The sequence below is a fragment of the Streptomyces sp. NPDC004051 genome, from assembly GCF_053604275.1.
In genome coordinates, this window is the sequence record NZ_JBSGHG010000032.1 from 1 (window position 1) to 12,113 (window position 12,113).

The following is a 12,113-nucleotide window of genomic DNA, read 5'->3' on the forward strand; positions in this document are numbered from 1 at the left end:
GCAGACGGCAATACCAGGCCCGCGTCAGTCACTACAAGCGGCGCGGGCACAGTCCCTGAAACTGGTCAGCAATCAGCATAAGTACCGTTGCAGTACTAGGTCGGACTTACGTCTCCAGCCCGTTACGCCGCCATGGCGTCCTGCCTACTGTCCTTGCCATGGATACGACAGGGACTCTGGACGAGGCGCTTGAGCGACTGCACGACTCGGGGCCCGAGCGGCTCGGGCGGCTCACCAATCACGCGCCGATGGCCGTGGAGGCCCTCGCTGCTCGTGGACAGGCACGTTCGGTGCACCGCTGGCTCGACCTGTACGCACGCAAGCTCGAGGAGTTCCCGTCCCGTGTCGAGCCGGTCACGGACGACAGCTGGTTCTCGGCGCTCGGCGACCCGCGCCGCGCGGCCGACTGGATCGGCTACTTCGAGCGCGAGGTCGCCGAGCGGCCGTGGCGCGAGGTGCTCACTCAGTGGTGGCCCCGTCTTCTGCCCGGCATGTACGGCGGCTCGACGCATCCGGTGATCCGGGTGGGGCACGCCGTGCGCATGCTCCTGTCCGGCGAGATCACCGAACCTCGCCTGGCTGAACTCGCTCACGGTCTCGGCTACTGGGCCGCGCGCCACCGGCCCGTCGCGGTTCTCGCCCCGCTGCCCGGCGCCGACAGCGCAGCCGCCGCTCTCGACACGGTGCCGACCATCGCCCTGCAGGACGGTGGCTTCTCCGCCCGGCTCGACCGCGTGAGGTCCTTGCCGGTGTGGGCGGCCGCGGTGACGGAACCGAACGACGCATACCGCCACCTCGCCGAACTGGTGCGGGCGGCCACCCACCGGTATGCCACTCACGGCCACGGCGAGGAAACGATGCTGGTGCACGCGGCCACGGCTCCCAACGCCGTCCTGCGCACCCTGCCCGCGCTCCCGCACGCCCTGTGGCCATCGAGCCTGCGGGCAGCCTGGACGGCTTCCGCGGCAGTGACCGCGATGTACGCACCGGCCGAGTCGGTCGTATACGCCCCGGCCGTCGGCACCTTCACTCCCGAAGAGGTTTTCGAACGGGCTTTGGCTCACGGCGATGAACACGTCATCAAGCTGACAGACACAGCCCTCGATGTCGGCGATGAACCGGCCCTTGCGGCGGCACTGCGTTCCATGGAACTGAGCGCCCCGTTGGGATGAAGCGCATCCGCACCTGAACCGCATGGGGGTGCGACGCCCCGGTCCTGTCCAGGTCGAGGCGGCCGAACTCGTCCGGGCGCAGAAGAGGGCGCCGCCGATTCCCTGCGACCTGATCCGCCGGACCGGTCCTAGTGCTGGAGCTTCGAGGTGAGCTTCGCCTGCATCTTCTGGGTCGCCTGGTGCAGGGCTCGGGTGAGTGCCGTCTCGGACGGGGTGCGGGGGTCCTCGCGGGTGAAGCAGAGGCGCGCCTGCGGCCCCGAGATGGTGATGGCGATGGGCGGGTACCCCTGCGGGGTGGGGAGGGTCTGCGCGAGTGCCGCGATGCCGGGCTGGGTCTCCTCGACGTTGCGCGCGTAGCCGCGCTGCCTGACGTTCTCCAGTTCGGCTTCGAGGGCCGTGCGGGTCGGGGTGGTGGTCTTCGCCGCGTGCGGGAGGGGTTCGTTGGGGTAGATCCGGCGGAGCTGCTCGGTGGTGAGGGTGGCGAGAAGGGCTCGTCCGCAGGCCGAGGTGTGCGCGGGGAGGATCGTCCCCGCCCGGGCTTCGATGCGCATGTGGTGCTGTGAGGCGATGCCGTAGATGTAGCGCACCGCCTGCCCTTCGAGGACCGCGAACTCCACGGTCTCGCCGGTGGCCGCCTGCAACTCGAGCAGGTCGTCCTGGATGAAGTGGGTGAAGTCCGTGTCGGCGTGGGCGGGGCGGGCGCTGGTCATGGCCGGGCCGAGGCGGTAGCCGGGGCCGTCGAGCGAGCGCCGCATGAAGCCGTTCGCCTCCAGGGTGGCCAGCAGCCGATGGGCGACGGAGGTTCCCACACCCAGTTCGTCGGCGGCGCGGGCGAGGGTGACGACCGGCTCCTGCTGGGCCAGCGTGAGCAGCCGAAGCGCCCTGTCCACAGTTTGAAGAGTGTTCACGCCCCGATGTTCCCACATACAGGGAATGATTGACTACCCACTCCCTGATAGTGGATTCTCTCGATGTCCGCAGGCGAACGCGCACTCGAACGAGTGTCTTTGCGTGGCGCGGACTCCTGGGCGCGAGACCACCCCCTTGCCTGCCCTTGGCGTAAGTGGCCGTTGAGGCGTGAACCGCCCGTCAGCTCGTGTGACGTGCCGCGCAGTGAGGACACCGAGGAGAGTGAAGCGATGACAGTCAGTGAACTCGAGGGATCGGCCGGAGCAAGCCGGCCGGACACGGCACCGGAAAGCCCGGAAGCCGGGAGCGGGACACCCACCGCCCGACGCGCGGTCGTCAGTGGCGCGCTGGGCTCCGCACTGGAGTGGTTCGACTTCTCCGTGTACGGCGCGTTGTCGGCCACGGTCTTCCCCCAGCTGTTCTTCCCCGACCTCGCACCGGGCACCGCGCTGCTGGCGTCGTTCGCGACCTTCGGGGTCGGGCTGGTGGCACGGCCCCTGGGCGGCCTCGTGTTCGGCATGCTGGGCGACCGGCTCGGCCGCCGGAACGTCCTCATGTTCACGCTGCTCCTCATGGGTGTGGCGTCGGTGCTGATCGGCCTGCTGCCGACCTACGCCACGGTGGGCATCGTGGCTCCGGTCGCGCTGGTGACGCTGCGCTTCCTGCAGGGCTTCGCCCTGGGGGGTGAGCACACCGGGTCGCAGCTCATGGTGATGGAGCACTCGGCGAGCCGGCGCCGCGGTCTCGCGGGTGCCCTGATGTCGGTGGGCTCGCCGATCAGCCAGGTACTCGCCACCCTCACCCTGACCGGCCTCGCCGCGTGGCTCACCGAGGACCAGTTCACCGGCTGGGGCTGGCGGATCCCCTTCCTGCTGAGCGTGGCGCTCATCGCCGTCGGGTACTACATCCGGCACCGCGTCGAGGAGACCCCCGCCTTCCTCGCCAGCGAGAGCAAGAGCGAGAGCGAGCAGCCGGCGCGCGGGCTGCTGAGGCAGCACCGGAAGACCGTGATGCTGCTGGTGCTCGCGTGGGCCGCGCCGGGAGCGCTGTACTACATCACCGTCACCTTCGCCATCAGCTACCTCACCGGCCAGCTCGGGTTCGACAAGAGCTCCACCTTCGGACTGATGGTCGTCGCGAACTCGATCTCCATCGGGGCCAGCCTGCTCGGCGGCTGGTCCAGCGACCGGATCGGCCGCAAGCGCGTCCTCTTCACGGGTCTCGCCGTGCTGCTGGCCTTCCTCGTCCCGTTCTTCCTGATCCTCGACACGGGCAACTGGTGGCTGGCCGCGCTCACCATCACGGGTGCGCTGTGCGGTGTGCAGTTCATGACCGGATGCCAGGGCGCCTTCTACGCCGAGGCGCTGCCGACCCCCGTCCGGTACACCGGATCGGCCCTCGGACTCACCGGCGGAAACATGCTGTTCGCCGCGCCCGCGCCCCTGCTCGCGACGTGGCTGATGCAGATCTCGGACAACGGAACCCTGCTGATCACCGCCTACGGCCTGCTCACGATCCTGATCTCCGCCGTGGCGATCCGCCTCCTCCCGGACCGCACCGGCCGGCGACTCGAGGCGTGACGGGGACCGCACGCACCCTGCCGTACCCGCCCCTCCGTTCCCCCCACCTGCCTGAATCCTCACCCGAGGGAGAAGAACAATGACCGACGATGCAGCTCGCGCCGCCAGCATGGTGACCGAGGAGGACCTCCGCCTCCTGCGGGAACTGAAGGTCAAGGACCGGCTGCACGACCTCGAAGCCGCCTACTGCCGCGGGATCGACCGGCGTGACCCCCAGTTGCTGAAGTCGATCTTCTTCGAGGACGCCTTCGTCCGCCTGGGCGACATGAAGGAGGGCGGGGTGGACGAGTGGGTGGACTGGATCATCGACGAGTTCAAGCCCCGCTTCGAGAACACCACCCACTACCTGCTGAACGAGTGGTACAAGGTGGACGGCAAGACCGCCGAGGGCGAGACCCACCGCCTCTCGTACCACCGGTTCGGTGACCCGTCACGCGAACTGATCGCCGCCAGCCGCACGTTCAACCGGTACGAGGAACGCGACGGCGTCTGGAAGATCACTTTCCGCGAGGTGATCCGGGACTGGATCCACGAACGCCCCGTGGACCAGGAGCTGTTCACCGGTGGGTTCGCCATGGAGCTGAGCAAGCCCGGCCCCGAGGACAAGAGCTACCAGGTGCTCTCGATGTTCGGCCGCGGCCCGTTGCAGCCCGAGTGACCCCTGGCCCCGTGTCCGGTGGCCCCGTGTCCGGTGGTCCCGTATCCGATGGTCCCGTATCCGGACACGGCCCCGCCGACCTCGGAGCGAACCCCGTGGGGAAACCCCCACCACCCTGAGCACCGATGACCCCGCCCCTGCCCCGGGGGCGGGGTCATCGGCCTCCCGGCACGGCCGGCTCCTCGATTCGCTTGCGAACGCCCAGGTCAGCCCAGGCAGGATGCTCCACACGAGAGCCGGTGAGACAACGGTTCCGAAAGCCACGTCGGGCCGTCCGTGAAGGGAACGGACAACGACACGACACGGCACGACACGGCGATCGGCGGCGGAAACAGGAGCCGCCCCCATCGGGTGACTGTCGTGGTGGGGGGTTCTCAGGCGTCCGGCGGATAGCAGCGCAGTTCCACGGTGTTGCCGTCCGGGTCCTGCACATAGAGAGAGTCCGCGATGCCCTGGGCTCCGAAGCGCTTGCCGGGGCCGTCGAGCACCGTGAAGACGCCGGAATCGACGACGTGCTGCCAGTCGAGCGGCTCGACCACCAGGCAGATGTGATCGACGTTGGAGCCCTCCGGCCGCTCGGCGGGCACCTCGACGAGGTCGATGATGGTGGTGGGGCTCACCCGCACGGACGGGAAGGGGGCCCTGCCGTCCCGCCACTCCTCCACCCGCACCGGCTGCAGGCCCAGGGGGCCGGTGTAGAAGGCGAGCGAGCGCTCGATGTCGGTGACGTTCAGGACGAGGTGGTCGAAGGCGATCACGCGCATGGGTGTCTCCGTGGGGTCGGGGGTGCGGGGCGTCGGCGGGCGGTATGACGGGGTCGGCGGCTGCGGGCCCCGCCGGGCACGGGCAGTGGCCGGTCGCCGGCAGCACGGCCTGTCCTTGTTCGAGGATCGCCGGGCGGGCATCCATCGGTCCAACACATGCTTGTCATGGGATCGATCGGGTTTCACGATGGATCAATGGATCTCCAGCAGATGCGCTATGTCCTCGCGGTGGCGGAGACCGCCAGCTTCACCCGCGCCGCCGAGCAGTGCCACATCGTCCAGTCCGCGCTCAGTCACCAGGTGGCCCGGCTGGAGAAGGAACTGGGCGCCCGACTGTTCGAGCGGACCAGCCGCCGGGTGTGGCTGACCCCCGCCGGAGAGGCCTTCCTGCCCGCCGCCCGCCAGGCTCTGGAAGCGGCCGAGCGGGCCCGGGCGGAGGTGGCGGCGGCCACCGGCGAGATACGCGGCACGCTGACCATCGGGTCGATCCCCACCGTGGCGGCCGTCGATCTCCCGTCGGTGATCCGGGACTACCGCCGGCGCTACCCCCAGGTGCGGTTCAGTCTCCGGACGGGCTCCAGCGAGCTGCTCGTCGAGCAGGTGCGCGAAGGCACACTGGACGCGGCGTTCCTCGGCGTGCAGCCCGGCTTCCGGCCGCAGGGCGTCCGTGACAGGGAACTCGGCCGCGGGCAGCACGTCGCGGTGGTCGCCCCGGACCACCCACTGGCCACGCACCATGAGGTGGATCTGAGCCTCCTCGCCGACGAGGTGTTCGTGGACTTCGCCGACGGCAGCGCCGCCCGCGCCCAGTCGGACCAGGCGTTCGCGGCGGTCGGCCTGCGGCGCGAGGTCGCGTTCGAGGTGTCCGGCGTCGAGCTCCTGGTCCGGATGGTCCGCCATGGACTGGGCATCGCCCTGCTGCCCGCGGCCTTCAGCGCCGAACTGCACGGACTGCGGTGCGTGCCGATCACGAACGGGCCGATACGGGTGGAGCGCCTCGTCTGGAGCCGGTTCACCCCGTCACCCGCGGCCTCCGCCTTCCTCTGCCTGCCGGGCGTCCGCACGCCTTGAGACCGTGAACCGTCCGAACCGTCCGAACGGTCCGAACGGTCCGAACGGCCCACCGCCGAGACCGTTGCCCGCCCCCTCGGACACGGCCGGTGTCACCGCACGCGCAGCAGAGACCCGCGGCTTCCCGCCGGCGCTCTCGCACGGGTGGCAGCTGAAACCTGCTTGCGCAGTCGCCCGGCGAGCCGATGCTGCGCGGCCCTCGGCTCCCGGAAGCGGCTCGGAGCCGGGCGCGCGGTGCACCCGGCTCCCCGGGCCGGGACGCCGCCGTGACCGCGGGGGTCAGTGCCGGGTGTAGATGAAGCCGATCTTGTCGACCTCGTCGCCGGAACGGCCGTGGAATCCGGCGATCCGCCAGCCGGAGGGCGCCGTGCGAGTGACACAGTCGGACGTGGGCGAACCGCCGGCCAGGGTGCGGCCGAGGTTCGTCGTGAACTTGGCGTGGAAGATCCGGGTGCGGCCGTCCTTCTTGGCCTGGCACAGGTACGCGGTGGTCACGTACTCGGTGCTGCCCAGCGTCAGCGAGGAGGCGGTGCCGCCGGAGCCGCCGTGGGCGAGCGTGGTGCCGTTGCTCAGGGTGATGCTCATCCGGTCGACGCGGGAGCCGGCGCGCAGGGCGATGGTGGTGGCGCGGGCCGACGCGGGGACGCTGTCGATGTCGTTGAAGTAGGTGCCGTGCGGGCCGCCGAACTGGTCGCTGAGCCGGAAGCCGGCGTTGCGCGACCAGGAGAACCCGACCGCGATCGGGTCGTGGTCGGAGAGCATGAGCCCGCCGCTGGTGAGGAACTCGGCGTGCTCGTTGTCGTAGGAGGTGGCGTTCAATGACACGAGCTTGCTGCCGCGGTAGAGGATCTTGTCGACGACCTCGCACGTGTTGGGCACGGTGGGCTGCGTCTGGTCGCAGACGAGCGCGGCGCTGCCCTTGGCGGGAGGGGTGCCGCCGCGGATCAGCTCGACCCACGCGTCAGTGAGGCCGTTGGCGGAGGCGAACTCGGCGATGGTGTCGCCGGAGCGGGTGTAGCGGGTGTTCGTGTCGCCCATGACGACGACTGCGTTGCCGGCGGAGTGGCTCTTGATGAAGGCGGTGAGCTGGTTGAGGTTGTCCGCGCGGGAGGCGAGGTCGCCGTCGCTGGTCCCGGCGTTGGTGTGGACGTTGTAGAAGTCGACGTAGACGCCCTCGGCGAGCCGCTCGCGCATGAAGGTGAAGCCCTTGGGGGTCAGGCAGTCACCCGAGTCGAACTGGCAGGAGTTCCAGCGCACCCGCTCGAAGTCGTCCCCGTCGTAGGAGACCTTCGACAGGGTGTTGAGTCCGCTGCCGATACCGGCACCGCCGCTGGTCGGGGTGCGGTGGGCGTGCGCGGTGTCGGCCGCGTAGAGGTGGGCGTGGTAGTTGAAGTCCTCCTGCACATGGACGATGTCGTACGGCGCGATCCGCCGGCCGATCTCCGTGGTGCTGGACCCACGGGGCGTCGGGGCGCTGGAGAGACTCCCGGGCAGGCCGGCGACGTTGTAGCTGAGCACGCTGAACGTGCCCGAGTCGGCGGCCGAGGCGGAGGGGGCGGCGGCGGTGAGCCCGCCGAGGGTGGCGGCGGCCGCCAGACAGGCGAGGAGTCTTCGCATGGGGGAGTGTCTCCTGGGGGTGCGTGCAGCAGGTGGGGGGCTCGCGAAGTCGCAGGGTACATGTCAAACGTAGCGGCACAGTCTCATGCGTCCCTCCTCTCGTGTGAACCGCTTGGACGACATTCACGGGCTTCTCGGCCGACCCGTTGCCCGTTCGTCGACTTGGCTGACCATCGGGGCAGTTGAGCGTCGTCCCCGGCTCCGGTCGCGGGAACCACGGCCCGCCGCGCACGCGCGGCGGGCCGGTGGTCCGGGCAGCGTCCGTCCGCTCGGCCGTCGTCCCCCTGTCCGTTCTCGCCGAGGGTCAGGCGCAGGCGCTTCCGTTGAGGGTGAAGGCCGTGGGGGAGGGATTGCTTCCGCTGAGCGACCCCTGGACGCCGAAACTCGCCGTCCCCCCGGCCGCGATCACCCGGTTCCAGTCCGCGTTGCGGGCGACGACGGCGGTGCCGCTCTGGGTGACGGTCGCGTTCCAGGCGCTGGTGACGCGCTGGCCGCCCGCGTAGCTCCACCCCAGCCGCCACCCGTCCACGGCGGCCGAGCCGGTGTTCTTGACGGTCACCGTCGCGGTGAACCCGTCGCTCCAGGCGTTGTCCACCGTGTACGTCACCGCGCAGGCCGCGGTGGGTTCCTCGCCGGTGGACGTCCGCTCGGCGGCGTAGGCGGCGAGCCAGGCCAGCGGGGCGTTCCAGTTGACCGCCACCTCGTTGGTGGAGTACGAGCCGATGTCATCGACGTAGCACGCGGCGGGCGCGCAGCCGGCCAGCCTTTCCTCCGCCACCGGGTCCTGCAGGGCGCTGTTCGGGCCGCCCGCGAGCGAACCCGCCGGCGGGTTGGGCAGCGAGGCGTCCGCCTGGTGCGCCCAGAAGCGGTGATGCTGGTTGCGCGAGGACGTCTCGCCGTAGCCGGTGACGTAGGACTGCCCGAGGGCGTTGCGGCCGAGCAGGTAGTCCATCGCCTCGAGCGCCCCGGCGCGGTAGCGCCCGGCACCGGTCAGCTCACCGGCGACGGCCATGACGATCGCGTTGTTGGCGAGTTCGCTGTTGGAGCCCCAGAAGTACCCGTCCGTGGGGATGGGCATCCCGTAACCCTGTCCGGCCATCGTGGACAGGTGGCTGTCGGCGGCCGAGGTCACCGAGGAGCGGATGCGGGTCAGGTCGGCGGCGGGCAGCCCGTTGGGCACGGTGGCCAGGGTGAGCCGGCCGAGCGCGGCCGTGTCCGCCCAGCCGAAGCCGTACGGGGTGAAGGCGCCGGTGGAGGTGTGCCAGGTCGAGGAGGTGACCGCGTCCCGGTAGGCGCTCTCGCCGGTCGTCGCGTACAACTCGGCGGCCGCCCAGTAGAACTCGTCGCTCACCTGGGTGTCGCCGTAGGCCCCGCCACCCGTGCTGTCCGAATCCGGCGCGTAGAGGGCCGGATCGGCCCGCGCCGCCGTCCATGCCTTGCGGGCGGCCGCCAGGCAGCGGTCGGCGAACGCGGCGTCGTACGGCCGGTAGACGCGGGCGCACTGCGCGGCGCTCGCCGCGAGGTTCAGGGTCGCCGCCGTGGACGGGCGGTGCAGCTCACGGACCTGGTCGTCCTGCTCGGGGCGGGTCGGTATTGCGGTCCAGGCCGCGTCGTGCACCTTGTGGAACGCCATGCCCGCGTACGGCTTGCCGTCGGGCACCTGCATCCGCATCAGGAAGTCCAGCTCCCAGCGCGCCTCGTCCAGGACGTCCGGCACGCCGTTGCCGCGCTCGGGGACGCGCAGGGTCGAGTCGCCCAGCGCCGCGTCGGTGCCCGCACGCCTGGCCCGCTCGAAGGAACTGACGACGAGCCAGGTGGAGATGCCTCCGTTGACCACGTACTTGCCATGGTCGCCCGCGTCGTACCAGCCGCCCCTGACGTCCCGGGTGTAGTCGCAGATCCCGGACTGGCAGGGGACGGAGGTGTCGCCCTTGTTCGGCGCCACGCCGAGGTGCCCGGCCGGGCGCGCGTAGGCGGAGCCCACCAGGGAGGACTCGATGGCGATGCCGCTGCGCTGGTGGTAGAAGAACGCCATCGCGTCCGAGCGCAGGCCGTCGTAGAGGTCGGCGCGGATGTCGAACGGGTCGCTGTTGTTGCCGTCCACCGTCAGGACGTACCCCGACCCCGTTTCCCGGTACGAGGAGAAGTCGGCCACCTGGACGGACTGCCCGGAGGCCTGGTCCGCGCCGTGCGGGACGGTCGAACCGGAGGCGACCAGCGTGCCGGACGCGGTGCGCAACCGCCAGGTGAGCACCTGCGACGACGTGGTGACGACGGTGGCGCGCTTGGGGCCGTCCGGCAGATAACCGACCTGATTGACACGGACGGCCGTGGTCGCCGCCGCGGCGGCGGGGAGTCCCGCCGCGGCCGGCGCGGTCAGCAGACCGCCGACGAGGAGTGAACTGGCCAGTAGGACTGCGGAGAGGGTTCTGCGCCTGCGTAACGACACGGAGGTGGGCATGAGCGGCTCCTGAGTCACTGTGGGGGCTCCCGGATGTTGGGAGCGCTCCCATGGTGGACCTGCCGGGGTGCGAGTTCAAGAGCGGGAGAAGGGGGCCTGCCGCGCCCCCGGACTCCGTGTTGCCGTGCCGCTCCGTCCCGTGTCGCTCACCAGCCGTCGACGCGGGTGGCGGTGGTGCCGAGGATCCGTCTTCGCCCCTGGCACGTCCTCGACGTGGGCGGGGGCCGGTGCGCGGTGCGGCCTCCGGTGAGCCGCGTCCGGGGGTTCGGTGCGGCGCGCGACCGGCGTGTCCTGGGCCGCCTCGGCGGGGTCGGGGGTCTCCGGATCCTGCCCGGGGGGGCGAAGCCGGACTGCGCGGCAGCGATCGTCCGGGAGCAACTCCAGAAGCACACCTTCGGTTTGGCGATGATCGGCGGTGGCATACGGATGCTGCCGGAGAACACCCTGCTGTTCGAGCGCCTGGTCAACGTCCTCACCGAGGAGGCGCCCTGGGTCCGGTTGTGCTTCAACACGACGCCGGAGGACACGATCGAGGCACTGCGGCGATGGATCCAGGCGTAGACGAGATGTGACCGGCCGTCAGCAGGGTCGGGAACCGGCGCAGTGGCCGCCGCACCGCCGGCGCGCGCTGAAGCACGTCAGCCTCAGCCCCAGCCGCATCGGTGAGATCACCCGCGCCGCCCTTGTCCTCGACAACCACTCGAAGTGATCTCCAGTGGGAGAACCTCAACGGGCGAGTCAAGCTCCACCGAGCGCGATCAGTAGCCGGTCAAAGCGGATCAAGCCCACGCAGGTGCCCGCCGTGGCCCCACGTATATCCACGAAGCCGGGAACGTGGCCCGATCACGGCGGGCCGGGATCTTCCCTGCGCTCCGGGCGGCGCTGTCACCACTCGTCGTAGTCGCCGAGCACCCGGAAACTGCCCACGACGCCATCGTCACCGAACAGGCTCCCGTGGACGGTACGGGTCACCACGCCATTGGTGGCGCCGTGGGGACCCACGGTGGCGACCGGGGCGCCGTTGTCACAGGTGAGGCCGCGGAAGACCTCGACAGTCCTTCGACTGTCATTGAAAACATTGAAGCTGCTGGAGCCCAGTCCGCTGGCCGCGGTGACGCAGCCCTCGGCGGAGGCGGAGTACACACGTTCGTTGAAGTAGATCTTTCCCTCTTCTTTGTGGCCGTAGCCGCGTCCGCCGCCCTCGCGGTCGCCGCCCTCGCGGTCGCGGCCCTCGCGGTCGCGGCCCTCGTCCTTCTTCTCTCCGCTTGCGCTGCCGCCGTTCGCGGGAGGCGCGGCAGGGGCAGCTCGTTGGACAGGTTCGGCCGCCCGTTGGGCAGACGCGGCCGCCTGGTGGACAGACGGGGACGCCGGGGCGGATCCGGAGGTCGAGGCGTAGGTGATACCGGTGGCTGCAAGGACCGCCGCGCCTACTCCGGCAGCGGCCACAGCAAATGTGCGCGTAGGCATGTCACTTCTCTCTGTCGCACGGACGTCGGCCGGGCGACCGACCTGCGATGAACGTAACTAAATCCCCCATAGCTGGCATTTCAGGCATGTTCAAGGTGTGACGCCATGGGGCCAGCCAGGGGAAAAAGCAGCATTCACCGCATACCGGCGCGCCGATCCGAGCCGCAGGGCCTGTGGTGCTCAGCCCTCGCGTCGGCCGAGGAACCAGTGACGAACCACGCCGGGACAGCGGAAGAGGGAGCGCTGGAAAGGTGTGACCGGGTGCCGCACGCGCGGCGACCCGGACCGCACACCGAACGCCGTACCTGCCGGAACCCGCCGACCGAACCGCTCGATCATGTCCGGACTGCCTGCCGCCGGTGGGACCGGTCGAGCCGGGGCGGTGGGCGCACAACCGAACCACCGAACAGCGCG

The 12,113-nt window shown here is 70.4% G+C and carries 10 protein-coding genes; 5 read left to right on the forward strand and 5 right to left on the reverse strand.

Annotated features, from left to right (window positions below):
- Positions 1-158 precede the first annotated feature (158 nt).
- Positions 159-1,172, forward strand: a complete 1,014-nt coding sequence (locus ACWEQO_RS26380; RefSeq protein WP_452985479.1) for a questin oxidase family protein — start codon at positions 159-161, stop codon at positions 1,170-1,172.
- Between the two features lie 128 nt (positions 1,173-1,300).
- On the opposite strand, the gene ACWEQO_RS26385 is transcribed toward ACWEQO_RS26380, so the two are convergent.
- A complete protein-coding gene (locus ACWEQO_RS26385; RefSeq protein ID WP_452985480.1) occupies positions 1,301-2,062 on the reverse strand; it encodes an IclR family transcriptional regulator in 762 nt (253 codons plus the stop codon).
- Positions 2,063-2,311: 249 nt separating this feature from the next.
- Here ACWEQO_RS26385 and ACWEQO_RS26390 point away from each other — a divergent pair, with 249 nt between their 5' ends.
- Positions 2,312-3,661 (forward strand): MFS transporter, encoded by a 1,350-nt coding sequence (locus tag ACWEQO_RS26390; protein WP_452985481.1) that lies wholly within the window; start codon positions 2,312-2,314, stop codon positions 3,659-3,661.
- 79 nt (positions 3,662-3,740) lie between these two features.
- Positions 3,741-4,319: a nuclear transport factor 2 family protein gene (locus tag ACWEQO_RS26395; protein ID WP_361449171.1), complete on the forward strand. Its 579-nt coding sequence runs from the start codon at positions 3,741-3,743 to the stop codon at positions 4,317-4,319.
- 374 nt (positions 4,320-4,693) lie between these two features.
- On the opposite strand, the gene ACWEQO_RS26400 is transcribed toward ACWEQO_RS26395, so the two are convergent.
- The gene (locus tag ACWEQO_RS26400) at positions 4,694-5,083 is read right to left on the reverse strand and encodes a VOC family protein (protein ID WP_452985482.1); all 390 of its coding nucleotides are present in this window, start codon (positions 5,081-5,083) and stop codon (positions 4,694-4,696) included.
- A 195-nt stretch (positions 5,084-5,278) separates the two neighbouring features.
- Between ACWEQO_RS26400 and ACWEQO_RS26405 the strand changes: the two genes are divergently transcribed.
- Positions 5,279-6,154: a LysR family transcriptional regulator gene (locus ACWEQO_RS26405; protein ID WP_452985483.1), complete on the forward strand. Its 876-nt coding sequence runs from the start codon at positions 5,279-5,281 to the stop codon at positions 6,152-6,154.
- A 279-nt stretch (positions 6,155-6,433) separates the two neighbouring features.
- Here the strand turns inward: ACWEQO_RS26405 and ACWEQO_RS26410 are convergent, their stop codons facing one another.
- On the reverse strand, positions 6,434-7,771 hold the full coding sequence (locus ACWEQO_RS26410) for a jacalin-like lectin (protein WP_452985484.1): 1,338 nt from the start codon (positions 7,769-7,771) through the stop codon (positions 6,434-6,436).
- A gap of 304 nt (positions 7,772-8,075) precedes the next feature.
- The gene (locus ACWEQO_RS26415; protein ID WP_452985485.1) at positions 8,076-10,232 is read right to left on the reverse strand and encodes a glycoside hydrolase family 9 protein; all 2,157 of its coding nucleotides are present in this window, start codon (positions 10,230-10,232) and stop codon (positions 8,076-8,078) included.
- Between the two features lie 246 nt (positions 10,233-10,478).
- On the opposite strand from ACWEQO_RS26415, the gene ACWEQO_RS26420 reads away from it, so the two are divergent.
- Positions 10,479-10,793: a hypothetical protein gene (locus ACWEQO_RS26420; RefSeq protein ID WP_452985486.1), complete on the forward strand. Its 315-nt coding sequence runs from the start codon at positions 10,479-10,481 to the stop codon at positions 10,791-10,793.
- Positions 10,794-11,117: 324 nt separating this feature from the next.
- Here ACWEQO_RS26420 and ACWEQO_RS26425 read toward each other — a convergent pair whose 3' ends face one another.
- Positions 11,118-11,699: a hypothetical protein gene (locus ACWEQO_RS26425; protein WP_452985487.1), complete on the reverse strand. Its 582-nt coding sequence runs from the start codon at positions 11,697-11,699 to the stop codon at positions 11,118-11,120.
- Between the last annotated feature and the right edge of the window lie 414 nt (positions 11,700-12,113).

Coding starts and splice junctions, on each gene's coding strand:
- ACWEQO_RS26380 (WP_452985479.1), top strand. CDS start 159: ATGGATACGACAGGGACTCTGGACGAGGCGCTTGAGCGACTGCACGAC.
- ACWEQO_RS26390 (WP_452985481.1), top strand. CDS start 2,312: ATGACAGTCAGTGAACTCGAGGGATCGGCCGGAGCAAGCCGGCCGGAC.
- ACWEQO_RS26395 (WP_361449171.1), top strand. CDS start 3,741: ATGACCGACGATGCAGCTCGCGCCGCCAGCATGGTGACCGAGGAGGAC.
- ACWEQO_RS26400 (WP_452985482.1), bottom strand. CDS start 5,083: ATGCGCGTGATCGCCTTCGACCACCTCGTCCTGAACGTCACCGACATC.
- ACWEQO_RS26405 (WP_452985483.1), top strand. CDS start 5,279: ATGGATCTCCAGCAGATGCGCTATGTCCTCGCGGTGGCGGAGACCGCC.
- ACWEQO_RS26410 (WP_452985484.1), bottom strand. CDS start 7,771: ATGCGAAGACTCCTCGCCTGTCTGGCGGCCGCCGCCACCCTCGGCGGG.
- ACWEQO_RS26415 (WP_452985485.1), bottom strand. CDS start 10,232: ATGCCCACCTCCGTGTCGTTACGCAGGCGCAGAACCCTCTCCGCAGTC.
- ACWEQO_RS26425 (WP_452985487.1), bottom strand. CDS start 11,699: ATGCCTACGCGCACATTTGCTGTGGCCGCTGCCGGAGTAGGCGCGGCG.